This window comes from Amycolatopsis orientalis, from assembly GCF_000943515.2.
Taxonomy (GTDB): domain Bacteria; phylum Actinomycetota; class Actinomycetes; order Mycobacteriales; family Pseudonocardiaceae; genus Amycolatopsis; species Amycolatopsis orientalis.
The window spans coordinates 1,157,396-1,179,928 of the sequence record NZ_CP016174.1 but is presented as its reverse complement, the minus strand read 5'-3'; the positions used below and the strand labels follow the sequence as shown (position 1 = coordinate 1,179,928).

26 protein-coding genes are annotated in these 22,533 nt (G+C 69.0%); 9 read left to right on the top strand and 17 right to left on the bottom strand.

Going from position 1 to position 22,533, the window contains the following annotated elements; translation table 11 throughout:
• Positions 1 to 10 precede the first annotated feature (10 nt).
• A complete protein-coding gene (locus SD37_RS05750) occupies positions 11 to 421 on the top strand; it encodes a PPOX class F420-dependent oxidoreductase (RefSeq protein WP_044852168.1) in 411 nt (136 codons plus the stop codon).
• Positions 422 to 435: 14 nt separating this feature from the next.
• Here the strand turns inward: SD37_RS05750 and SD37_RS05745 are convergent, their stop codons facing one another.
• Complete coding sequence (locus tag SD37_RS05745) at positions 436 to 783, bottom strand: MerR family transcriptional regulator (RefSeq protein WP_044852167.1); 348 nt, start codon at positions 781 to 783, stop codon at positions 436 to 438.
• A gap of 64 nt (positions 784 to 847) precedes the next feature.
• Between SD37_RS05745 and SD37_RS05740 the strand changes: the two genes are divergently transcribed.
• Positions 848 to 1,177, top strand: coding sequence for a putative quinol monooxygenase (locus tag SD37_RS05740; protein WP_044852166.1), 330 nt, complete (start codon positions 848 to 850; stop codon positions 1,175 to 1,177).
• 12 nt (positions 1,178 to 1,189) lie between these two features.
• Here SD37_RS05740 and SD37_RS05735 read toward each other — a convergent pair whose 3' ends face one another.
• Genes SD37_RS05735 through SD37_RS05710 form a run of 6 tightly spaced genes read right to left on the bottom strand, consistent with a single transcriptional unit; the run spans position 1,190 to position 5,775 of the window.
• Positions 1,190 to 1,762 carry a hypothetical protein gene (locus SD37_RS05735; protein ID WP_044852165.1) on the bottom strand — a complete coding sequence of 191 codons (573 nt, stop codon included), beginning with the start codon at positions 1,760 to 1,762 and terminating at the stop codon, positions 1,190 to 1,192.
• On the bottom strand, positions 1,759 to 3,132 hold the full coding sequence (locus tag SD37_RS05730) for an ABC transporter permease (RefSeq protein ID WP_044852164.1): 1,374 nt from the start codon (positions 3,130 to 3,132) through the stop codon (positions 1,759 to 1,761). The genes SD37_RS05735 and SD37_RS05730 overlap by 4 nt, the downstream gene beginning before the upstream one ends.
• Positions 3,129 to 3,932, bottom strand: a complete 804-nt coding sequence (locus tag SD37_RS05725) for an ABC transporter ATP-binding protein (protein WP_044852163.1) — start codon at positions 3,930 to 3,932, stop codon at positions 3,129 to 3,131. Before SD37_RS05725 ends, SD37_RS05730 begins: the two co-directional genes overlap by 4 nt.
• A 17-nt stretch (positions 3,933 to 3,949) precedes the next feature.
• Entirely contained in the window at positions 3,950 to 4,765 is an 816-nt protein-coding gene (locus SD37_RS05720; protein ID WP_044852162.1) for a zf-HC2 domain-containing protein, read from the bottom strand.
• Positions 4,762 to 5,304: an RNA polymerase sigma factor gene (locus tag SD37_RS05715; protein ID WP_044852161.1), complete on the bottom strand. Its 543-nt coding sequence runs from the start codon at positions 5,302 to 5,304 to the stop codon at positions 4,762 to 4,764. The genes SD37_RS05720 and SD37_RS05715 overlap by 4 nt, the downstream gene beginning before the upstream one ends.
• A 54-nt stretch (positions 5,305 to 5,358) precedes the next feature.
• Positions 5,359 to 5,775, bottom strand: a complete 417-nt coding sequence (locus tag SD37_RS05710; protein ID WP_044852160.1) for a winged helix-turn-helix transcriptional regulator — start codon at positions 5,773 to 5,775, stop codon at positions 5,359 to 5,361.
• A gap of 67 nt (positions 5,776 to 5,842) precedes the next feature.
• Between SD37_RS05710 and SD37_RS05705 the strand changes: the two genes are divergently transcribed.
• On the top strand, positions 5,843 to 6,757 hold the full coding sequence (locus SD37_RS05705) for an NADP-dependent oxidoreductase (RefSeq protein WP_236725276.1): 915 nt from the start codon (positions 5,843 to 5,845) through the stop codon (positions 6,755 to 6,757).
• A gap of 16 nt (positions 6,758 to 6,773) precedes the next feature.
• On the opposite strand, the gene SD37_RS05700 is transcribed toward SD37_RS05705, so the two are convergent.
• The 4 genes from SD37_RS05700 to SD37_RS05685 form a co-directional block, all read right to left on the bottom strand.
• A complete protein-coding gene (locus tag SD37_RS05700) occupies positions 6,774 to 7,691 on the bottom strand; it encodes a nucleoside triphosphate pyrophosphohydrolase (protein WP_044852159.1) in 918 nt (305 codons plus the stop codon).
• Positions 7,688 to 8,692, bottom strand: a complete 1,005-nt coding sequence (locus SD37_RS05695) for a hypothetical protein (protein WP_044852158.1) — start codon at positions 8,690 to 8,692, stop codon at positions 7,688 to 7,690. Before SD37_RS05695 ends, SD37_RS05700 begins: the two co-directional genes overlap by 4 nt.
• A gap of 67 nt (positions 8,693 to 8,759) precedes the next feature.
• Positions 8,760 to 12,314, bottom strand: a complete 3,555-nt coding sequence (gene mfd, locus SD37_RS05690) for a transcription-repair coupling factor (protein ID WP_044852157.1) — start codon at positions 12,312 to 12,314, stop codon at positions 8,760 to 8,762.
• 56 nt (positions 12,315 to 12,370) lie between these two features.
• Complete coding sequence (locus tag SD37_RS05685; protein ID WP_044852156.1) at positions 12,371 to 13,273, bottom strand: LLM class flavin-dependent oxidoreductase; 903 nt, start codon at positions 13,271 to 13,273, stop codon at positions 12,371 to 12,373.
• A 97-nt stretch (positions 13,274 to 13,370) separates the two neighbouring features.
• On the opposite strand from SD37_RS05685, the gene SD37_RS05680 reads away from it, so the two are divergent.
• Positions 13,371 to 14,135: a helix-turn-helix transcriptional regulator gene (locus SD37_RS05680; protein WP_037318728.1), complete on the top strand. Its 765-nt coding sequence runs from the start codon at positions 13,371 to 13,373 to the stop codon at positions 14,133 to 14,135.
• On the opposite strand, the gene SD37_RS05675 is transcribed toward SD37_RS05680, so the two are convergent.
• Positions 14,132 to 14,635, bottom strand: a complete 504-nt coding sequence (locus SD37_RS05675) for a DedA family protein (protein ID WP_044852155.1) — start codon at positions 14,633 to 14,635, stop codon at positions 14,132 to 14,134. The genes SD37_RS05680 and SD37_RS05675 overlap by 4 nt on opposite strands.
• Entirely contained in the window at positions 14,607 to 15,209 is a 603-nt protein-coding gene (locus tag SD37_RS05670) for a class I SAM-dependent methyltransferase (RefSeq protein ID WP_044852154.1), read from the bottom strand. The genes SD37_RS05675 and SD37_RS05670 overlap by 29 nt, the downstream gene beginning before the upstream one ends.
• Positions 15,210 to 15,340: 131 nt before the next feature.
• Between SD37_RS05670 and SD37_RS05665 the strand changes: the two genes are divergently transcribed.
• Genes SD37_RS05665 through SD37_RS05655 form a run of 3 tightly spaced genes read left to right on the top strand, consistent with a single transcriptional unit; the run spans position 15,341 to position 18,366 of the window.
• A complete protein-coding gene (locus tag SD37_RS05665; protein ID WP_044852153.1) occupies positions 15,341 to 16,507 on the top strand; it encodes a sensor histidine kinase in 1,167 nt (388 codons plus the stop codon).
• Positions 16,504 to 17,160 (top strand): response regulator, encoded by a 657-nt coding sequence (locus SD37_RS05660; protein WP_044852152.1) that lies wholly within the window; start codon positions 16,504 to 16,506, stop codon positions 17,158 to 17,160. The genes SD37_RS05665 and SD37_RS05660 overlap by 4 nt, the downstream gene beginning before the upstream one ends.
• Positions 17,161 to 17,181: 21 nt before the next feature.
• Positions 17,182 to 18,366: a PQQ-dependent sugar dehydrogenase gene (locus tag SD37_RS05655; RefSeq protein ID WP_044852151.1), complete on the top strand. Its 1,185-nt coding sequence runs from the start codon at positions 17,182 to 17,184 to the stop codon at positions 18,364 to 18,366.
• Here the strand turns inward: SD37_RS05655 and SD37_RS05650 are convergent.
• Positions 18,363 to 19,088 (bottom strand): SDR family NAD(P)-dependent oxidoreductase, encoded by a 726-nt coding sequence (locus tag SD37_RS05650; RefSeq protein WP_044852150.1) that lies wholly within the window; start codon positions 19,086 to 19,088, stop codon positions 18,363 to 18,365. The genes SD37_RS05655 and SD37_RS05650 overlap by 4 nt on opposite strands.
• Before the next feature lie 32 nt (positions 19,089 to 19,120).
• Here SD37_RS05650 and SD37_RS05645 point away from each other — a divergent pair, with 32 nt between their 5' ends.
• Both SD37_RS05645 and SD37_RS05640 read left to right on the top strand, forming a co-directional pair.
• Positions 19,121 to 19,642, top strand: a complete 522-nt coding sequence (locus SD37_RS05645) for an isochorismatase family protein (protein WP_044852149.1) — start codon at positions 19,121 to 19,123, stop codon at positions 19,640 to 19,642.
• Positions 19,643 to 19,645: 3 nt separating this feature from the next.
• Positions 19,646 to 20,038 (top strand): NUDIX hydrolase, encoded by a 393-nt coding sequence (locus tag SD37_RS05640; RefSeq protein ID WP_044852148.1) that lies wholly within the window; start codon positions 19,646 to 19,648, stop codon positions 20,036 to 20,038.
• Between the two features lie 3 nt (positions 20,039 to 20,041).
• Here SD37_RS05640 and SD37_RS05635 read toward each other — a convergent pair whose 3' ends face one another.
• From SD37_RS05635 to SD37_RS05625, 3 genes are all read right to left on the bottom strand, one after another.
• Positions 20,042 to 20,677, bottom strand: coding sequence for an LppU/SCO3897 family protein (locus SD37_RS05635; protein ID WP_044852147.1), 636 nt, complete (start codon positions 20,675 to 20,677; stop codon positions 20,042 to 20,044).
• Between the two features lie 81 nt (positions 20,678 to 20,758).
• Positions 20,759 to 21,352: a TetR/AcrR family transcriptional regulator gene (locus tag SD37_RS05630; RefSeq protein WP_037318732.1), complete on the bottom strand. Its 594-nt coding sequence runs from the start codon at positions 21,350 to 21,352 to the stop codon at positions 20,759 to 20,761.
• Between the two features lie 98 nt (positions 21,353 to 21,450).
• Complete coding sequence (locus SD37_RS05625) at positions 21,451 to 22,401, bottom strand: acyl-CoA desaturase (RefSeq protein ID WP_037317330.1); 951 nt, start codon at positions 22,399 to 22,401, stop codon at positions 21,451 to 21,453.
• Positions 22,402 to 22,533 lie beyond the last annotated feature (132 nt).

The window sequence follows — 22,533 nt, the reverse complement described above, 5'->3', positions numbered from 1 at the left end:
ACTGGGTTCCATGTTCAGTGAAGCGGAACTCGACTTCCTCGCCACCCAGCCACTCGGACGGCTCGCGACGGCACAGCCGAACGGGACTCTGCAGGTCAGCCCGGTCGGCTATGCCTACAACCCGGAAACCCGGACGATCGACATCACCGGCTACGAACTGGCGAAGAGCAAGAAGTTCCGGAACGTGGCCGCCAACGGCCAGGCCGCGTTCGTGGTGGACGACATGCCTTCCCAGGACCCGCCGAGGATCCGCTGTCTCGAGATCCGGGGCCGCGCCGAGGCGTTGACCGGCGCCGGTACCGCCGACGGTCATTTCGACGGCGCGGTGATCCGGATCCACCCGTCGCGGATCATCAGTCTCGGCGTCGACGATCCGGACCACGACCCGCTCGATCTCGTTCCGCACAACCGGAACGTCTGACGGAGACGCACGGTTCAGGCGTGAGCGGAGGCTTCCAGGAGGTCGCCTAGAGCGGAGCGGGCTTGGGTGAGGTCGGCGATGCGGGCGTCCAGCTCGGCGTACTGGGTTTTGAGGTGGTCGAGAACGCAGGCCTGGAGTCCGGTGCCGTCACCGGCGAAACAGGGCATGAGTTCGTGGATGACCTTGGTCGGGAGCCCGGCGGCGAGCAGGGTGCGGATGCGGGCGACGGTGGCCGGGGCTTCGGAGTCGTAATGACGATGGCCGCCTTCGCTGCGGCTCGAGGTCAGCAGCCCCTGGGCCTCGTAGTAGCGAAGAAGGCGTACAGCCACGCCTGTTTCGCGGGACAGCTCGCCGATCTTCATGTGACCCACCTCATGGGGCAGCGACTTGAACCTGACATTGATGTCACATTCTACCGTTGATCGCATGACGACGACTTCGACCGCACCAGTTTCGCTCTACGGTTTCCTGACCCCGAAGCCCGGACATGCCGACGAGCTGAGGAAGCTCCTGTTGGACCTCGTCGAGCCGTCCCGGAGACACGAGGGCAGCCTTCAGTACCACCTCCACGAACAGGAAGACGGCCGGTTCTTCCTCTACGAGGTTTGGCGTTCGCAGGAGGACCTCGACCGGCACAACGCGACCCCGCTGCTGCGCGCCTTCATGGACGAATTGCCTGAGCACCTCGAAGGAGCGCCCGAGGCCTACTTCGGCACGATGAGGAGTTCCTATCCAGCCACCGTGGTCGTTGATTGACGACCACGGCGTTCAGCGACGGTTACCGAAGACCGCGTAGCTCCCCAGTCCCACCACGGCGAGCACCACCGCGGTCCACGTAGCGGCGGCCACCCCGGCGGGCTGGAAGAGCCAGGTCACCACCGAGTGCACGGTCTCCTCGCTCGACGTGGTGACCCAGACCACGAACGACACGATGAACACCAGAAGCGGCAGCGTCCACCCGAAGGCCCCGCCGAACAGCACCGCGGCGATCCCGACGAGACCGAGCAGCCCGCCCGCGTTCCGCACGATGACCTCCACCGGGACCCGCTCCGCCTCCCACAGCCGCGGCAGCAGCGCGGCACCGAGGCCGAGACCGCCGATCAGCAGGAGATGCAGGGCCCGGCGAGGCACCCAGCGGATCGCGGCGGTCCGGTCGAGATCGGTGTCCTGCCCGCTGAGGCCGATGGCGGTCACCGCGATCGCCACCAGGAGCGCCAGGGAGACCGGGATCTCCGACCAGCGGTCCCGCGCGAGGAACCAGACCACGGCCATGCTCACCACCAGCCCCGCGAAGGACGCGGGCATGGCACGGGAGCGGGCGTACAGCACCGCCCATCTCATCGGGTGCCTCCGACGAGGACGTCGAGCTGGTTGCCCTGGCAGGTCAGCGCCGCCTGTCGCAGCGCGATGATCCGCTCTCGCTGCACATCGGGAGGAAGAGCACGGAAGGTCTCCCACTTCCGTGCGACCTCGTTCTTCGTGTCTTCGCTCAGCCAGGAAGCCCCGGACACCTTCCACTCACCGAGGAACCAGCTCGACGAAATCGACCGCGCGGTGAGCTCGTCCAAAAAGGACCGATTGACGCCGTGGAGGCTGTAACAGGTCGGCGTCCCGGCACCGGCGACCAGTGTCCGTGTCATGTCGTTCGAATTCAGGACCGAACGGATGGACCAATCCACCAGGTCCACGTAGACGGTGTCGGCGGCACGCGGCGGCACCTCGTCGTAGCCCAGCCGCCGGTCCAGTACCTCGACCTTGACCGGCGCGTCCGGCAGAGTTCCCAACAGCCGCAACGCTTCCTTGCCCGGCCCGGCGAGGCGAGGCAGCTCGGCTTCGAGCATGCGGGGGACGCAGACCGGGCCGTCGCAGACCATCTCCGTCGCGGCCGGGTCGGCGACTTCGGCTTCGGCCGTGGTGCCGGGAAGAACGGGCAGGGCGATCACGGCCGCCGCCAGTGCGGGGACGACGGCGAGCCCCTTCGCCCGCTTGGAGCGGGCAGCCAGCAGGAGGAACCCGGTCGCGGCCAGTCCGGCGAGCCAGACCCCCTGCCCGAGATCCAGCCGGCCCGCGGTGGTGCTGAACGGATCCCGGACGACGTCCATCGCGGGAGAGAGCAAGGAAACCCGGAACGGCACGATCCCGGCCAGCGCGCTGCCCTCGGCCCCGGCGAACTGGAACAGGAGCACGGCCACGAAAGCGGCGACGGCGACCGCGGGCGCGGTCAGCGGATGCGGCAGTAACCGGCCGATCCCGAGCCCGAGCCAGGCGCCCGCGAGCATCGCGAGCACACCGACCACGACGATCGGGAGCCAGCCGAAGGTGAAGAACCCGCCATTGAAGGCGGCCTGGGCGGCGCCGACCGCGAAGATCAGCAGGTAGCCCGACGTCAGCAGGCCGCCCAGCGCACCGGCGAGTTTCGCGGCCCGTTGCCAGCCGGGACGCGGCATAGTGGTCATGAGTTCGACCGTGCCGGACCGCTTGTCGCGCATACCTTGGATGACGCCGGCGCCGATCGCGATCGGCCACAGGAACACCAGCAGGAACCGGCTCCACTCCGCGGCGTGCGTCCAGTGCTCGTCCCAGGCGAGCGGCGCCTTCGTCCACGGACCGCTGAACGAATAGAGGAAGCCGAACGCGACGACGAGGATCGCGAGCGTGGCCCAAGGGGCGATGGAACGGCGGGTTTCGGTCCGCAGGACGCGTGTGTTCACCAGTTCCCCTTCCCCGGCTCGTGCCCCAGCAGCGCCGAATACCCGCGCTCGATCGGGCTGTCGCCGACGTACTCCTCGCTCCCGGCCGCGGCCAGTTCGTCCGGCGTGCCCTGGAAGACGAGCTTCCCGTTTTCGAACAGGACGACGTCGGTGCAGGCCGTCGCCACGTCCTCGACGAGATGCGTCGAGACGACGACGCAGGCGTCCCGGCCCAGTTCCTGCATGAGGTCCCGAAACCGCACGCGCTGCGCCGGATCGAGTCCGGCGGTCGGCTCGTCCAGCAGGAGGATGTCCGGATCGTTGACGATCGCCTGCGCGATCCCGACCCTCCGCACCATGCCGCCGGACAGCGTCTTCATCTTGTCGTCGGCGCGATCGGCGAGGCCGACCCGCTCGATCGACCGCTGCACCGCCGCCGGGATGTCCTCTTTGGACATTTCCTTCAGCCAGGCGATGTACTCGACGAACTCGCGGACGGTGAATCGCTTGTAAAAACCGAAATTCTGCGGCAGATAGCCGATACGGCGGCGTAGGCGGCGCTGATCGGTGAATCCCCCGACGGATTCACCGAGCAGCGCCAGCCCTCCCTCCGCCGGCCGGAGCACCGTCGCCAGTGCCCGGATCAGCGTGGTCTTCCCGGCGCCGTTCGGGCCGAGCAGACCGTGCACCCCCGTGCCCAGTTCCAGGTCGAGCCCGTTCACGGCGAACTTGCGTTTGCCGACCCGGACCTTCAGCCCCTCCGCCTTGATCTGCCACGCGTAGGTCGTCGGCGCGACCTCCGCGGCCCCGACAGCACGCATCATGTTCTCCCCTTCGTTCAACGTTCGGATCCGGTGAGCAGGCCGAAGACGCTCCGGCGGAGCACCACCACGACCGCGGTCACCGCGAAGATCGCGCCCCACACCGGGAGCAGGCGGGGTTCGAGCGCGGTGGCACTCCCTTGCGAAGCCACCGCGGGCGCCAGGATCACCGCCACCCAGACCCCGGCGAGGACATAGGCCGCCCGCACCACCCCGATCACCCCGCCGAGCGCGAGCGTCCCGGTGGTGAAGGCCAGGCTCGGCAGGAGACCGAGCCCGAATCCGCCGCCGCCGAGCCAGCTCGAGAGGCCTTGGATCGGCAAGACGACGGCGAGGACCGCCGTCGTCCGGCGGAGCAGCAGGTAGAGCCCGGCTCTCGGCGTCGAAGTGACGAGTTCGTACGCGGGGTCGAGCCCCTTCGCCCACGACACCGCCACCCCGAGCACCGGCAGTACCGGCGAGAACAACTGGACGAACGAGTAGCCCTTGCTCCCCGTGAACCCGACCCCGTCCAGCAGGAGGCCGATCGCCGGGATCAGGAGGATCATCACCAGCCACGGCAGCATCACCGGCGTCACCCAGGTGTGCAGCCGTCCGGACCACCGGCTCCGCATCGGGCTCGGCCCCGTTTCGGCGAGTTTCGGCCCCAGCCCGGCCCAGACGTCGTCCACCAGCGCCGACACCGACGGCAGGCTGACCGCGGCCAGCCTCCCCCGGCATTCCGCGCACGATTCGAGATGGGCTTCGACCGCCCAGACCTCGTCACCGGCCAAGCCGTCGTCCCCGGCGACGTACCCGGCGAGGAGCTGTTCGGACACGTGTTCCTTGTTCACGACAGCGCCTCCCGCATCGCGATCCGAGCCCGCCTGGCACGGGTTTTGACGGTTCCTTCGGGCACGCCGAGCAGGACCGCGGTCTCGCGGACGGTCAGCCCGTCGAGCACCATGGCCTGCAGGACCTGACGGAGTTCGGGAGCGAGCCGTCGCAGCGCGTCACCGACGTGGTCGCCGACCGCACCGGCCAGCGCCTCGTCCTCGGCCGCGGGTGAAACGGCCGTTTCCGCGACCGGCGGCGGTTGCGCGTACTTCGCCCGGCGACGGAAGGCGTCGACCAGTCGCCTCGCGGCGATCGTCCACAGCCAGCCGACGGCGCTCCCGCCGACGGCCGAACCGGCGAACGCGCCGGCCGCGCGCCAGACCGCGAGGTAGGTCTCCTGCATCACCTCGGCGACGATCTGCTCGTCGGCGCAGCGACGGCGCAGGCGCACGGCCAGCCACGGCGACGTGCGGCGGTAGAGCTCCTCGAACGCCGCGCGGTCGCCTTTGGCGGTGCGGCGGACGAGCTGCTCTTCGTCCGGTTCCGTTCCCTTCACACCCGGCAAGACGCCGAAGTCGCGAAATCGGTTCTCACTCGATTGTGTTCTGGATCACAGCGGCCGGGTGGCCTCCGCCGCCTTTTCGTCGAAGGCGGCACGCGCGGCGAAGATCTGGTCGACGTTTTCGACCGCCCATTCGGCGACGGCGTTCGTCAGCTTCCCGACGTCGACGCCGAGCGGGGTGAGGCCGTACTCGACCCTCGGCGGAACGGTCGGATAGACCTCGCGCCGGATCAGCCCGTCGCGTTCCAGGGAGCGCAGGGTCTGGGTCAGCATCTTCTGCGTGATCCCGTCGAGCAAACGGCGAAGTTCACTGAACCGCATCGGCCGTTCATAACGCCGGATCGCGCCCAGGACGTACAGCGCCCATTTGTTCGCGAGGACTTCGATGACCGTGCGCGAAGGGCAGTTGCGTCCATGCACGGCCACCCATTCTTCGAACATGCGCCGCTCGGCGAAGGTACCCATGAGGTACCTAGATACCATTCGGGTGCCTACTTCACAACGGGTACCGATGGCCGACATGCTCGTTTCCATGCGAAAGATCCAGCAGGTCTCCTTCGGCGGTCCCGAGGTCCTTCACCTCGTCGAAACCGGGAAACCCGTTCCAGGCGACGGCCAGGTCCTGGTGCGCGTCCACGCCGCCGGGGTGAATCCGGCGGATTGGAAGATCAGGAACGGGCTGGTCATCGGCGAACTGCCGCTGACCGTGGGACTCGATTTCTCGGGTGTGGTGGCCTCGGCCGGAACGCGGTTCCGGCCGGGGGACGAGGTCTACGGCGTCACTTTCCCGCCGAACGGCACGTACGCCGAGTACGTCGTCGTCGGCGAGGACGCGATCGCGGCGAAACCGAAAAGTCTCGATCACGTCGAGGCGGCCGCGCTCCCGATCGCGGCGCTGACCGCTTGGCAGCCGTTCACCCGCGTCTTCCCGGTCGGACCGGGGCACCGCGTGCTCGTCCACGCCGCGGCGGGCGGGGTCGGACACCTCGCCGTCCAGATCGCGAAGGCACGCGGTGCGTACGTCATCGGGACAGCGAGGGAGGCGAAGCACGCGTTCCTCCGGGACCTCGGCGCGGACGAACTCATCGACTACACGACCGGCGATTTCGCGAAATCGCAGGTCGTCGACGTCGTCCTGGACCCGATCTCCGGGGATTACGGTCCTCGTTCCCTGGACGTCCTCGAACCGGGCGGTTCGCTGATCGACATCGTCGGGCACGGTCCGGACCGGACGGAGGTCCGGCGGAAGGCCGAGGAACTCGGTCTCCGTTTCGACGAATTCCACGTTTCCCCGTCCGGAGCGGATCTGGCCGAAATCGCCACTTTGGCCGACGCCGGCTCACTGCGGGTTTCGATCGCCGACGTCCTCCCGCTCGAACAAGCGGCGAAGGCGCACGAACTGAGCGAATCCGGACGCGTTCAGGGCAAACTCGTGCTGACGCTCTAGAACTTGTGAAAACGCCCTAAGGCCAGAACTTGCGCCAGCCGTCGGCTTCGAGCGTGGTCGGTTCGAGACCGGCGTCGCGAGCGGCCTGCTCGGCATCGCGGATGTCGTGGGCGAACTGCTTCGCGACGGCGCGGAGTTCGCCTTCGGGATCGATCCCCGCGCGACGAGCGGTCGCGGCCACCCGGAACAACTGGGCCGCCGCTTCGGAACCACCGGGGAACAGGTCGAGCGGGATCCCGGCACGGCCGCTGCGCTGCCCGAGCTTCCCGGCCAGCGCCACGGCGGGCTGCCCGAGCGCGACGCCGTCCACAATGGACTGGCGGCTCTTCTCGGCCTGTTTCAGTTCTTCCCATTTGAGGTTCTGGTGGTCGACGGTCTCGACCCGCGGGGCGTCGGTGAAGACGTGGGGATGCCGTCCGACGAGTTTCGCGACCAGGTCGGCGGCGACCTCGTCGATCCCGAACGGATCACCCGCGTCCTCGGCGGCGATCCGTGCGTGGAACAGCACCTGGAGCAGGACGTCGCCGAGTTCCTCGCGCAGGGCCGCGCGGTCGCCCTCCTCGATCGCGTCGAGCAGCTCGTAGGTCTCCTCGACCAGGTACTGGCGCAGCGACTCGTGCGTCTGGACGGCGTCCCACGGGCATCCGCCCGGCGAGCGGAGGCGGTCCATCACCTCGGCGGCCTCGACCAGCGGCGGCACGGGCGCTTCGAACACCCGCGCGCCCGCCCTGATCAGCGCCGCGGCCTTCGGTTCCCTTCGCGAACCGGCGATGAGCACGAGGTCGCGCACCTGTGCGTCACCGAGCGCGGGAACACCGAAAACGGCGGGATCGACATCCGATGCCGCATAGACGGCGTCGCTGCTTCGCAGGATCGGGAGTGCCGCGGCGGGCAGGGTCGCCCCGTGGGCGACCACGACGACGGCAGTGCTCACCGTTGTTGCGGGGTGGCACCGTGCACAGGCAGCACGATGCCCTTCTTCGAAGCTTCGTTGGGCGCGAGGTCCATGCCCACAACATCCCACACGCCGTAGCGCGGGTTCACCTTGAGGTCGGCCTGCTCGAGGTACGGCTGGAGGAGCCGGACACCGACGCCTGCCAGCTGCTGGGCACTGGGCTGGGCCGCCTGATCCGACGCGACCGGCTTGTCGGCGGTCCGCTCGCGCATCACGACGACGACCCACAGCGGCTGCTGCGGGGTCGGCTGGAACGCGGCGACCGTGTTGGGCTGGATACCGAACAGGACGGTGGCCGCGGTCGCGGGCGACTGCATCGCCGGCAGCTTCTGGCCGACGCCCGCCTGCGTGTCGGTCGTCTTCTGGTCCTGCTCGATCAGCTCGGCGGCCGCGTTCGGCGACGCGGCGAACCGCTGCGCCTTCTCGATCGCCTGCTCGCGCAGCTTGTCCGCGTCGGCGCCGGTGGCGTCGGTCGAGGAGACCGAGCTGAAATCGAACGTGACGCTGAGCTTGTCCAGGTACTTCATCGCGAGCTGCGTCTGCAGCGCGGCGTCGATCAGGGCGTCGCGGTGATCCCGCACGCGCGCGACGAGCTGCTGGACACTGATCGCGGGGTCGTCCTGCTGCTTGGCCTCCATCGGCTTCGCCAGCGGATCGTTCTGCAACGCGGACACGACGAGGGACTCGTCGACCCGGATGCCCTCGCGCTGGGCGGCGCGTTCGGTGAGCTCGTGGAGGATCTCCTGGCGCACGATCTCGCGGCCGACCAGATCGAGCTTGTGCTCCTTGGCGAGCTGCTGCCCGTACGGGTGCTCACGGACGGCCTTGTCGATCATCTGCTGCACGCGATCCACCGAAACGGACTTGCCGTCGATGAGCACCGCCGCACCGACCTGCCCCGGTCCGGCATTGCATCCGGCGAGAAGGAGAGAACCGGCAAGAACCCCGACCAGCGCGCGACGGCGCCCCATGATCCGCATCACAGCGCATACCCTCTCATACCGGCCTCGGTGAGAGAACCAGGTTGTAGCTCGGGATTTCGGTCGGTCACGCGACGGGCGCCGGCGCCTTCATCAGATTCGTCAGCAGTTTCGCGCACCAGTCCAGCAGTTCCTCGTCCCGCAACGGGGGCGCGCCGATGCGGCCACCGGCCGCGCCCTCGGTCGGCTTCGGCACCGAAACCGTGTTCGTCACGGCCTTGTAGAGAGCCTTGGGATACAAGCGCTTCAGCCGCACCAGCTGCGAATCCGCCAGCGGCAGCGGCGCGAACCGGATCGAAGTGCCCTGGACCGCGACCTCGGTGACGCCCGCCGCGCGGCAGGTGTGCCGGAACGTGGCGACCGCGAGGAGCCGCCGCACCGCGGCGGGCGGCTGGCCGTAGCGGTCGACGAGTTCTTCGCGCACCGCGTCGAGCCCGGCCTGGTCGGGCGCGGCCGCGATCTTGCGGTACGCCTCCAGCCGCAGCCGCTCCCCCGGGACGTAGTCGTGCGGGATGTGCGCGTCCACCGGGAGGTCGACCCGCACGTCGGCGAGCTCTTCCTCCTCCGGCGTGTCCGCGCCCGCGTGCCGCCGGAACGCGTCGACCGCTTCGCCGACGAGCCGCACGTACAGGTCGAAACCGACGCCCGCGATATGCCCGGACTGCTCGGCGCCGAGGATGTTGCCCGCGCCGCGGATCTCCAGGTCCTTCATCGCGACGGCCATCCCCGCGCCGAGTTCGGTGTTCTGCGCGATGGTCGCCAGCCGGTCGTGCGCCGTCTCGGTGAGCGGGGCCTCCGGCGGGTACAGGAAGTACGCGTACCCGCGCTCGCGTCCGCGCCCGACCCGGCCGCGCAGCTGGTGCAGCTGCGCCAGGCCGAGCAGGTCACCACGCTCCACCAGCAGCGTGTTGGCGTTCGAGATGTCCAGCCCGGTCTCGACGATCGTGGTGCAGACGAGCACGTCGTACTCGTTCTCCCAGAAACCCTGGATGATCTTCTCGAGCTTGTCCTCGTTCATCTGCCCGTGCGCGGTGACGACCCGCGCCTCCGGCACCAGCTCGCGAATACGCTTCGCGGCCTTCTCGATCGAGGAAACCCTGTTGTGCACGTAAAAGACCTGGCCGTCGCGCAGCAGTTCGCGCCGGATCGCCGCACCGACCTGCTTGTCGTCGTACGCGCCGACGTAGGTCAGGATCGGATGCCTGTCCTCGGGCGGGGTCAGGATCGTGGACATCTCGCGGATCCCGGCGAGCGACATCTCCAGCGTCCGCGGGATCGGGGTCGCCGACATCGTCAGGACGTCGACGTGGGTCCGCAGCGCCTTGATGTGCTCCTTGTGCTCGACGCCGAACCGCTGCTCCTCGTCGACGATCACCAGGCCGAGGTCCTTGTACCGGATCCCGGTCTGCAGCAGGCGGTGCGTGCCGATCACGATGTCGACGTCGCCCGAGGACAGCTGTTCGAGAATCGCGTCGGACTCGGTCTTGTTAGTGAACCGCGAGAGACCCCTGATCTTCACCGGGAACGAGCTCATCCGTTCGGTGAAGGTGTTGAGGTGCTGCTGCGCGAGCAGTGTCGTGGGCACCAGCACCGCGACCTGCTTACCGTCCTGCACCGCCTTGAACGCCGCGCGCACCGCGATCTCGGTCTTGCCGTAGCCGACGTCACCGCAGATGACGCGGTCCATCGGGACCCCGCGTTCCATATCCGCCTTGACCTCGTCGATCGCGGCGAGCTGATCGTTGGTCTCGGTGAACGGGAAGGCGTCCTCGAGTTCGCTCTGCCACGGGGTGTCCTGCCCGAAAGCGTGCCCGGGCGCCGCCTGCCTCGCTGCGTAGAGCTGCACCAGTTCGGCGGCGATCTCCTTGACCGCCTTCTTGGCCTTGGCCTTGGTGTTCTTCCAGTCGGACCCGCCGAGTTTGTTCAGCGTCGGCAGCTCGCCGCCGACGTAGCGGGAGACCTCGTCGAGCTGGTCTGTCGGCACGAACAGCCGGTCGCCGGGATGCCCGCGTTTGGAGGAGGCGTACTCCAGCAACAGGTACTCACGGGTCGCGCCGGCGACGGTGCGCTGCACCATCTCGACGAACCGCCCGATGCCGTGCTGGTCGTGCACGACGTAGTCGCCCGTCTTGAGCGCCAGCGGGTCGACGGCGTTGCGGCGCCGCGACGGCATCTTGGTACTGAAGTCCTTTGTGGACGTCCCGGCGCCGGAACCCCGGCCGGTCAGATCCGACTCGGACAGGACGACCAGCGCGCGCTCCGGCGACACGAAGCCGTCCGAAAGACCGCCGCACGTCACCGTGACGACGCCCGCCGTCAGCGGACCGGTGATGCCTTCGGCGAGCGACGCGGGCACCTCACCCGCCGACAGCTGCTCGACCGCGCGTGCCGCGGTGCCGTGCCCGGCGACGACGAGCACGGCCGTCCCGCCCGCGGCCGTATGCGCGCGCAGATCGGTCGTCGCGCGCTCGACCTCGCCGCGGTAGTTCGGCGCGGCCTCGACCGAGACGCGGTAGACGTCGGGATCGTCGCTGGCCAGCTGCGTCAGCGTCCACCAGGGACGCTTCGTCTCCTGAGCGTGCTTCGCGATCTCCGCGAGGTCCCGGTACGCGGAGGCGCCGAGATCGATCGGCGCCTGACCGCCCGCGGCCGCCGTGGTCCAGGACGCTTCGAGGAACTCCTGTCCGGTGCGGACCAGGTCGGCCGCGCGGGCGCGGATCTTCTCCGGATCGGCCAGCAGGACGTGCGTGCCCTCGGGCATCGCGTCGGTCAGCAGGTCCAGCTCGCCCTCGCACAGCACGGGGATGAGCGCTTCCATCCCCTCGACGGGGATCCCGCCGGACAGCTTCGTGAGCATCTCGGTGAGCTGCGCGTCCGCCTCGTACGTCGTCGCCAGCTCGGCCGCCTTCGCGCGCACCGGCTCGGTGAGCAGCAGCTCACGGCACGGCGGGGCGCTGACGTGCTGGATCTCCCCCGGCAGCGACCGCTGGTCGGAGACCGCGAACGCGCGGATCTCGCTGACCTCGTCGCCCCAGAACTCGACCCGCACCGGATGCTGCGCCGTCGGCCCGAACAGGTCGAGGATGCCGCCGCGCACGGCGAACTCGCCGCGCTTCTCGACCATGTCCACCCGCGTGTAGGCCAGCTCGACCAGCCTGTCCAGCAGACCTTCGAAACCCTGCTCCTCGCCGACGACCAGGTCGATCGGCGCGAGTGACCCCAGTCCGGGCGCCATGGGCTGGATGAGGCTGCGCACGGTCGCGACGACGACGCGCAGGTCGTCGTCACCGGTCTTGAGCCGGTGCAGCACCTCCAGCCGCCGTCCGACGGTGTCCGCCCGCGGGGACAGCCGCTCGTGCGGCAGCGTCTCCCAGGACGGGAAGTCGGCGACGGCTTCCTCGCCGAGGAACGACTTCAGCGAAGCGGTCAATTCGTCGGCCTCGCGGCCGGTGGCCGTCACCGCGAGCACGGGGCGGCCGGCGCCCTCGTCCGCGGCGAGGGCGGCCGCGACCAGCTGGCGGGTCGCGATCGCGCCCTGCAGCTCGAGCAACGGGGCGCCGGCCCGCTCGACGACCCCGCGAAGGGCCGGATCGGGAAGGATGGCGTGAAGGAGTCCGGACAATGGAGCGTTTGTCACCGTCCCAGCCTACGTGGGGGCACCGACAGTTCGCCGCGCGATTACCTGGGCAGGGCGTCGACGACCTTCGGGAGCTGCTCGTCGAACTCGGCCGGTTCCTGCGTGGCGATGCGGATCAGCACGTGTTCGGCCCCCGCGTCCTGGTATTCGCGCAATCTGTCGGCGACCTGCGCGGGGCTGCCCGCGATCAGCACCTGGATCTTCTCGACGAAGTCCAGCGGGACGCCGTAATTCCGCTGTGCGTAATCCTCCAGCCGTTCCCGGGCCCGGATCGGGTCGTCCTCGATGAGGACCGTCGCGAACAACGCGGGTGTCACCGGCCGTACGGCGGCTTCGCGGATCTTCGCGAGTCCGTCGGAGTAGTCCGCGACGTCGGGCGGATACGGCAGCCAGCCGTCGTAAAGCCGCCCCGCGCGTTCCAGCGCGCCCGGGGTGAACGCGGCCAGCCACACCGGCGGGCCACCCGGACGGTGCGGCTCCGGGTACTCCGGAAGGGTGTCGTAGTGCAGGACGTCGCCGTGGAACGGACCGCTGTTCCCGGCCCAGACATGCCGCCACAGCGCGACGATGTCGTCGAGCCGCGCGCGGCGGCGTTCCCACGGCACGCGGGTGAAGGCGAACTCGGGTTCGCTGCGGCCCGCGAAACCCGCGCCGACCGCCAGCGTGACCCGGCCCTGGCTGATCAGGTCGAGGGAAAGGATCGCGTTCGCGGACAGGAGCGGATCCCGCAGGGCCGGGAGCAGCGCGGCGGTACCGAGGGTGACCCGCTCGGTTCTGGCGGCGAACGCGCCGAGCAACGTCAGTGGATCGATGGGCGCCTTCGCGAGGGTGTCGCCGACCCAGACCGAATCGAGGCCGAGGCGTTCGGCTTCGACCGCGATGGCGACCATTTCCGGCGCGGTGCGCCCGGCGTCGAGGATGGACCGATAAGTGGGGACGACCAGACCGAATTTCTGCCGGAAGCATCTCCGCGGCGGGGAATGGCCTCAATTCCTTCGAGGGAATGGCGGCGGCGCCGTCGCCTCGGCCAAGATGACGACCATGGTTTCCGGATTCGGCCCCGCGCTGCGGGGCTGGCGTGAGCGGCGGCGGCTGTCCCAGCTGGAACTGGCGCTCCGCGCCGGAACCACCCAGCGGCACGTGAGTTTCCTCGAAGGCGGCCGGTCGATCCCCGGCCGCGGCCTGGTGCTGCGCGTCGCCGAATCACTCGAACTCCCGCTCCGGGAACGCAACGGTCTGCTGCTCGCGGCCGGGTTCGCGCCGGGATTCCCCGAAACGAAACTGGACGATCCCGGGTTGAAGCCGGTCCTCGACGGCATGCGGCGGCTGCTCGACGGGCACCGGCCGTATCCGGCCATCGTGGTCGACCGCTACGGCGTGCTCGTCGCCCGCAACGACGCGCTCGACCTGCTCTTCGAAGACGTGGCACCGGAGTTGCTGGAAGAACCGGTCAACACCTTGCGGCTCGCACTGCATCCGAAGGGGATGGCGCCGCGCGTGCGCAATCTCGCGGATTGGGCCCGGCACATCCTGGAGCGGCTGACGCAGGAGATCGCGCACGCTCCCGACGAACGGCTCGCGGCGCTGCTGACCGAACTCGAGGGATACGTTCCGGCGCCCGGACCGCCCGGCCCGGATCACCTCGGGTTCGCCGTCCCGATGCGCCTGTCCACTTCGGCCGGTGAACTGCGGCTGATCACGGCCATCACGACGTTCGCGACCGCCGCCGACGTCACCGTGTCGGAGCTGAAGCTGGAGACGTTCCTGCCCGCCGACGCCGAGACGGCCGAGATCCTGACCCGTTAACCCAAGGCGGCGCCGGCATGGCCCAAGAGCAGCTCGGCACCCGCCCACACCACGGCCGCGCAGACACTGCCCGGCACGAACCGCCGGTACGGCATCTCGGCCGCTCCCGCGATCCGCGGCACCACGGTCCGTACCCCGGCCAGGCAGCGCCCGGCGATCACCGCCGGGACGCCGTAGCGGACGACGGCCCGCTCCACGCGGTCCCACCGGTCCTGGCCGAACCGCCGCCCGAACCGCGTGGTCCGCAGACGGGGGCCCAGCTTCCGCCCCTCCAGGAACGCGATCTGGTCCCCGGCGACCGCGGCGCCGATCGCGACCGTCAACGCCAGCGCCAGGTCCAGCGTGCCTCGTCCGGCGAGGAAACCCATGAGCAGCAGGCTGGACAACGTCGGCAGTACGATTCCCGGCAGCAGCGCGGTTTCCAGGAAGATCAGCGCGCCGCAGACGAGGTAGACGAGCACGGGCGGCGCCTCAAGAAGCGGCCGTAACAGGTTGTCCACTACGCCTCCCGGTCCTCTGCGGCAAAGCCGCGCGGTGCACGAAGGCGGGCGGAAGGTTCGGCCAGACCAGCGGGGTCCGGCCGGTCACCGCGAACCGGTCCCGCAGCGCCGCGGCGAACCGGCGGGCAGGCGACGTCCAGGCGGCGTGCGCGTAGGCGAACGTCGTGAACCGTCCGTGCGGGGCGAGGACTTCCGTGACCTGGTCGAGGATCCGCAGCTGCCGTTCGCCGGGCATGACCGTCCACGGCAGCCCGGACACCACGACGTCGGCGGCCTCGTCCACATACGAACACAGGTTTTCGGCGGACCCCTCGACGACCTCGACGTCTCGATGCCGGGACCGGAGTTCCCGCGCCAGCCGCGGGTTGATCTCGACCGCGATCAGCCGCGCACCAGGCGGCAGGCGGCGGACGACGGCGTCGGTGAACACACCCGTCCCGGGACCCAGCTCGACGACGAGCCCCGCGCTTTCCAGTCCGAGACCCGCCGTCATGGCCTCGGCGAGTTTCGGTGAACTGGCCGCGACGGCCCCGGTCAGGACGGGATGGCGGAAGAATTCCCTGGTGATCGACATGTTCCCGACGCTAGGAACGGTCCTGGTGGCCCCGCGTCGGCCACGTCGGCCGGGTCCGTACTCCCGTGGGAGGACCCCGGCGGTACTCCAGGACGACGCGCGTTCGTACCGGCCGGAGTTACGTTCGAACGGTGCGATGGCTTCTCGACCGGTTCCGCGCCCACCCGTGGGTGACCGACCTTCCCCTGTACGCGTGGTTCGTCTTCCTCGCGCCGACCGGGTCGTCACCGGTGCCCAAAGCCGTCCTGCTGGTGCCGTATCTCTTCCTCGTCCCGTTGCTGTGGCGGCGGCGTCACCCCGAGATCGTCGCCGTGCTGATCGTCGCCGGGGTGACAGCGCAGTACGCCACGGAGATCTGGGCCTACGACCGCGGCCGGGGCGAGCTGGCGATGGCCGTCGCGCTTTACACGCTGGTCCGCGCGGGAAACCGCCGGTTCGGCGCGCTGATCGCCGTCTGGATCGTCGCGCTGGACATCGCGTGGGGTCTCGGCTGGGGAGTGACCACCGACCAGGGAGCCGGTCTCGCCATCGTCGTGACGCTCCCGCTGCATGTCGCGGCGTGGGCGCTCGGAGAGTTCTTCCGTGCGCGGCAACGGCTTTCGGCGGAGGAGACGTCGAAGGCGGAGTTGGCCGCGTCCGAACAGGAGGCCCGCGCCCGTGCCGCCGTCGCGGAGGAGCGCACCCGCATCGCTCGCGAACTGCACGACGTCCTCGCGCACAGCGTGAGCGTCATCGTGGTCAACGCCGAGGGGGCGAAACTCATGCGCGACAAGGATCCCGACGTCGTCGACCGGACACTCGACACGATCGGCAAGGCGGGTCGCGACGCCCTCGCCGAGCTGCGCCGCCTGCTGGAAGTCCTCCATGCCGGCGAAGCCGCCCGAAGCCCGCAACCGACCGTCGCGGAGCTTCGCGACCTGGTCGCGCAGGTCAGCGCGAGCGGGCGGGAGGTGGATCTGCAGGTCACCGGGGACGCCGAAGGGCTGCCGCCGAGCGCCGCGCTGCAGACGTACCGCATCGTCCAGGAGTCGCTGACCAACATGCTCAAACACGCGCCGGGCGACGCGAGCGGCCAGGTCGAGATCGATTTCGGCCACGAAGGCCACCGCCGGAACGTCCGGATCGAGGTGACGAACACGGGCGGGACCGAACCCGTCGCGCCGCGGCTCCCGTCGTCCGGCCGGGGCATCGCCGGCATGACCCAGCGCGTCGAGATGTTCCACGGCAGCCTCGACACCGGACCGACCCACGACGGCGGCTACCGGGTCGCCGCGCGCCTGGTGGTGGAGGCGGGATGACCACGAAGGTACTGATCTGCGACGACCAGGAGCTGGTCCGGGTCGGGATGGGGATGATCGTCACGAGCCAGGACGACCTGACCGTCGTCGGCGAAGCCACCAACGGCGCCGAAGCCGTCGAAGCCGCCGAAAGACTGCGACCGGATCTGGTCCTGATGGATGTCCGGATGCCCGTACTCGACGGCGTGGCGGCGACCGAGCGGATCAGCGAGTCTCTTCCCGACACCCGCGTCCTGATGATCACCACGTTCGACCTCGACGAGTACGCGTATGCCGCGTTGCGTGCCGGTGCCAGCGGCTTTCTCGTCAAAGACGCGCCTGCCGACGAGATCCTGGTGGCGATCCGAGGTGTCCTTCGCGGTGACTCCATGGTCTCGCCTTCGGTGACGAAACGGCTGCTCGACCGCTACCTGGACGACGAACGGGACTCTGGTGCGAGCGCGCGGCTCGAGACACTGACGGAACGCGAAAAGGACGTCCTCTCGCTCATCGCGCGCGGTTTGGCGAACGCCGAGATCGCCGCGAAGCTCTACATCGGGGAGACGACGGTGAAGACCCACGTCGGCCGGATCCTCGCGAAACTGTCGCTGCGCGACCGGGTCCACGCCGTCGTGTTCGCCTACGAAAGCGGTTTGGTTCGCGCGGGCGGTTGAGCGCGGTGGCATGCTGATGCCATGCGCACTACCGCGGTCGTCGCGTTCGCCTCCCTGTCCTTGCTGGTCACGGCCTGTTCCGGGGCGTCGAGCGAAACAGTGCAGAGCGCGCCGCCGGTCACCTCGAAACCCGCCGTGTCGAAACTGAAGGTCGAGCAGGTGACGGCCGGGCTCGAACACGGCTGGGACGTCGGCTTCCTGCCGGACGGGAAGATCCTCGTCACCCAGCGCCCCGGGAAGCTTGCCTTGGTCGACGGCGGCACGAAACGCGACGTCACCGCGGACTTCTCCGACGTCCACGTGCGCGGCGAGGGTGGCCTGATGGGGATGGTGATCAGCAAGGACTTCGCGACGTCGCGCGAGTTCATCACCTGCCAGACCCACAAGGAGGGCGACACTCCCGTCGACATCCGGCTGGTCACCTGGCGGCTTTCCGACGACGGCGCGAGCGCCACGAAGGTCAAGGACCTGCTGACCGGACTACCGCTGAACCCCAGCGGCCGTCATTCGGGCTGCCGTCCCGCGTTCGGCGCGGACGGCGCGCTGCTCGTCGGCACCGGCGACACCGCCCGCCCTCAGCACCCGCAGGACCGCACGAGTCTCGGCGGCAAGGTGCTGCGCGTCGACGCGAAGACGGGGAACCCGTTGCCGGACAACCCGTTCATCACCTCGGCGAACCCGAACGAGCAGCGCTTGTTCACCTACGGGCACCGCAACGTCCAGGGCGTGACGGTCCGGCCGGGCTCCGGCCAGGTGTTCACCGCCGAGCACGGGCCGACCATCGACGACGAGGTCAACCTGGAACGGGCCGGCGCGAACTACGGCTGGGACCCGTCGAAGGGCGGCACCGAGACCAGCTACGACGAAAGCGTCCCGATGACCGACAAGCAGCGCTTCCCGGACGCTGTCAGTCCTTTGTGGACGACCGGTGAGATCACCGAGGCGATCTGCGGCGCCGAGTTCCTCACCGGATCGCAGTGGGGCGCGCTCGAAGGCTCGCTCGCCGTGACCGCGCTGAAGGGACAGAAGCTGCTGCTGTTCCGCCTCGACGACACCGGCAAGGTCACCGAAGTGACGCTGCCACCGGAGTTCGACGACAAATTCGGCAGGCTGCGCGCCGTCCGCAGCGGCCCGGACGGCTCCCTCTACATCACGACCTCGGAAGGCGAAGACGACAAACTGCTGCGCGTCACCCCGGGTGCCTAGCGGCCGAGGTACGCGCCGCCGTTGACGTGGACGACCTGACCGGTGACATGCCGCGCGGCCGGGCTCGCCAGGAACGCGACCACTTCGGCGACGTCGGCGGGTTCACCGGCGCGTTTGGTCAGCGTGTTGCCGATCAATGTCGCGCGGCGCTCGTCGGAAAGCTTGCCGCGGAAGAACTCGGTGTCCCCGACCAGACCGGGCGCGACGACGTTCGCGGTGATCCCGCGCGGCCCGAACTCCCTCGCCACGTCGGCGTTCCACGCCTCCAGCGCGGCCTTGGCGGCGCCGTAGGAACCGGCTCCGGTGCGGGCGGCGATGGACCCGATCGTGACGATCCGCGCGCCGTCGGCGAGCCTGTCCCGCAGGGCGCGGGTGACCAGGACGGCGCTGAACACGTTCGCGTCCAGATTGGCCTGCCAGCTCGCGGCGAACGCCTTCAGGTCATCGGCGGGACCGGTCTGGAAATCGGTGTTTCCGCCGGCGTTGTTGACCAGGACGTCGACCCGCTCCGGCAGGTCCGCCAGCGCCCGCTCCACCGCGTCCGGGTCGGCCGCGTCGAACGGGACCGGGTTCGCGCCGAGCAACGCGGCGGCTTCGGTGAGGACCTGTTCGCGGCGGCCGGTGATCGTGACGCGGTCGCCCTGCGCGGCGAACGCCGCCGCGACCGCGTATCCGATCCCGGTTCCACCGCCGGTGACCACGATTTCCCTGTGCTTCCCCATATCTCCAGCATAGGGACACTAGGCTTCCCCGCATGACGAAGATCGACCCGGCGACGACCGCGCTCGTCCTGATCGACCTCCAGACGCGGATCGTCGCGCTCGAAACCGTCCCGATCGAAGGCGCCGAAGTCGTCTCGAACGCCGTCCTACTGCGAGACGCCTTCAGCGCGGCCGGTTCACCGGTCGTCCACGTCCGGGCGCACCGGCCGGATGTCGGCGAACAGCCGCTCGGCAGCGAAGTGGTCGCCGAACTGACGCCCCGGGAGGGCGAGCACCTGATCACCAAGCACACGATCGGCGCGTTCTACCGCACCGGACTCGACGAACTCCTGCACCGGCTCGGCGTGAAGACGCTCGTGCTCGGCGGGATCGCGACGGAGTACGGCGTCGAATCGACTTTGCGCGCCGCGATCGACCACGGCTACGAGACCATCGCCGTCTCGGACGCGATGGCCGGGATCGCCGCGATCTCCCACGAATCGGCGATCGCGAAGGTGTTCCCGCGGCTGGGCGAAGTGCTCACGACCGCCGAGACCGCCGCGGCGCTGGGCTGAACCATGATCGACAAGATCGCGTGGCTGCACCTGCGGGACGGCCGGATCCTGAGCACCCGCTCCCGCGGCAAGTCCGTGTTCTACCTGCCCGGCGGCAAACGCGAAGCCGGTGAAAGCGACGCCGAGACCCTGATCCGGGAGATCCGCGAGGAACTGACCGTCGAGATCACCCCGTCGAGCATCGCGCCCGCCGGGATCTTCGAGGCGCAGGCCGACGGGCATACGACGGGCATCGTGGTCCGGATGACCTGCTACACCGCCGAATTCGCCGGAACACTCACGGCCAGCAGCGAGATCGACGAGGTCGCGTGGCTCGGCTACGAGGACCGGGGCCGGGTCTCCGCGGTGGACAAGATCATCTTCGACCACCTGCGGGAGACCGGTCTTTTGCGCTGACGCCTACTTCAGTTCGTCGAGGCACAGCACGCGTTCGCGCGGGATCAGCCCACCCACACCCGACGCCCACGTGAGCTTGATGTCCGTCGCCACAACGGAGGCGCACGCCGTGGTCCCGATGGAGACGTCGGGTTCCCTTTCGATGGCGAGCACCTTGAAGTGCGCTCCCGCGCAGTCCACCGTCTCGAGCTTCTTCGCCGCGAAGGCATCCCCGGGGAGGCAGTCCCCGACAGCCGGCAATCGCGCGCCCGGATTCTTGAGGTTCTCCAGACAGAGCAGGATGCCGTCGGAAGCCGTCTGCCTGCCCTGGAAGTAGTACAGGTCGGCGGTGGGGTACTCGTCGCATTCGGACCCGCCCGAAAGCAGTATCCCGCCTTCCGACTTCCCGCCCTGCTTCCCGACGACCTTGAAGTTCGCTTCCGGCGTCCCGCACTCGACGTTTCTGATACTTTCCGCGTTGTCGACGTTGCCCTTGAGGCAGGCGCCGACCTCGGTACGCGCCGCCGTCAACGGATTCTCGACGAAGATCCCCAGCAGGACGATGCCGGCGATGACACCCAGGACGATGACAGGTTTCAGCCACGTTCTCTTCTTCCGCGGAGCCGTCGGTTCCACGGCGTATGCGGGATGGTTCTCCACGGTACTTCCCCCAGCTGGATGATCTCTTGGGGAAGCTAGCGCTCATCGCCCGGGAAACGTTACAGCCGCGCGACCGACGTCTCAGTACAGCCGCAGCTTCGGTTTGTGCTCCAAATTGGACAGACCGTTCCAGGCGAGGTTGACCAGATGCGCGGCGACCTCGTCCCGCTTCGGTTTCCGGGCGTCGAGCCACCATTGCCCGGTCAGCGCGACCATCCCGACGAGTGCCTGTGCGTACAGCGCGGCCAGCTTTTCGTCGTAGCCCCGCGCGGCGAACTGCTGCGCGAGGATGTGCTCGACCTGGCTCGCGATGTCGTTCAGCACCGTGGAGAACGTGCCCGTCGAACTCGCCACCGGTGAATCCCGCACGAGGATGCGGAAACCGTCGTGCGAATCCTCGACATAGGAGAGCAGCGCGATCGCCGCCTGCTCCAGCATCACCCTCGGGTGTCCACCGTGGAGGGTGGAGACCATCCGGTCGAGCAGCAGTTGCGTCTCGCGGTCGACGACGACCGCGTAGATGCCTTCCTTGCCGCCGAAGTGCTCGTACACCACCGGTTTGGAGACGTTCGCGCGATGCGCGATCTCCTCGATGGAAGTGCCCTCGAAACCCTTCTCCGCGAAAAGGGCCCTGGCGACGTTGAGCAGTTGCTGCCTGCGCTCGGTCCCCGTCATCCGTACCCGGGCCACCGGGGCGACAGGACGCGCCCCGGTGACCGCTTCACGTTTGCTTCGCCGTCTCCCCGCCATTCGAGAAGACTAACGCGACCTCGCTATTTGCTTTCGGCGGCGATGCGCGCGAGGCGCTGCGGGGTCGGCCAGCGCACGTCGTAGGCCCAGCCGAACTTCTCGAAGATCCAAATGAGCCGCGCGGAAATGTCGATCTGTCCGCGCTGCACGCCGTGCCGGGCCGAGGTCGGGTCGGCGTGGTGCAGGTTGTGCCACGACTCGCCGAAGGAGAAGATCGCCAGCGGCCAGAAGTTGGCCGACTTGTCACGGGCGGCGAACGGGCGCTCACCGATCATGTGGCAGACCGAGTTGACCGACCAGGTCACGTGGTGCAGCACGCAGACCCGCACCAGCCCGGCCCAGAAGAACGCGGTCACCGCGCCCCAGAACGACCAGGTGATCAGTCCGCCGAGGATCGCGGGCAGCACCAGGGTGAGCAGGCTCCACAGCCAGAACAGGTCGTCGACCTTCTTGATGGCCGGATCCTTCACCAGGTCCGGCGCGAAACGCTCCGCGTTGGTCTGGTCGCGGTCGAACAGCCAGCCCATGTGCGCGTGCCAGAAACCCTTGGCGATGGCGACCGGTGACGTCCCGAACAGCCACGGCGAATGCGGGTCGCCGTCGCGGTCGGAGAAGGCGTGGTGGCGCCGGTGGTCGGCGACCCAGGTGATCACGGGGCCCTGGACGGCCATGCTGCCGGCGATCGCCATCGCGACGCGCAGCCACGGCTTGGCCTTGAACGAGCCGTGCGTGAAGTAGCGGTGGTACGAAACGGTGATACCGAGTCCGCTGATCGCGTAGAAGACCACGAACAGGCCGACGTCGACCCACGTCAGTCCCCAGCCCCAGGCGAACGGGACGGCCGCGAGCAACGCGGCGAGCGGGAAGATGACCCCGAGATAGACCGAGAGCTGCACGCCGCTCGATCGATGTCCTTCCAGGACCGGCTTGGGGCCCTTCGCGGGCGTCTGGGAACGGTCGAGGGTAGCCGTCATGCAGTCACTTCTTTTCTCCGTGCAGCCCTCAGGTGACCCTAAGGGTGTCCTTACCTACGATGCCGTAAGTTACGGTACAGGAGGTTTCGCCCCCTGGGGAGAGGCCGCGGCCGTGAGGTAACCCCCGGGCGC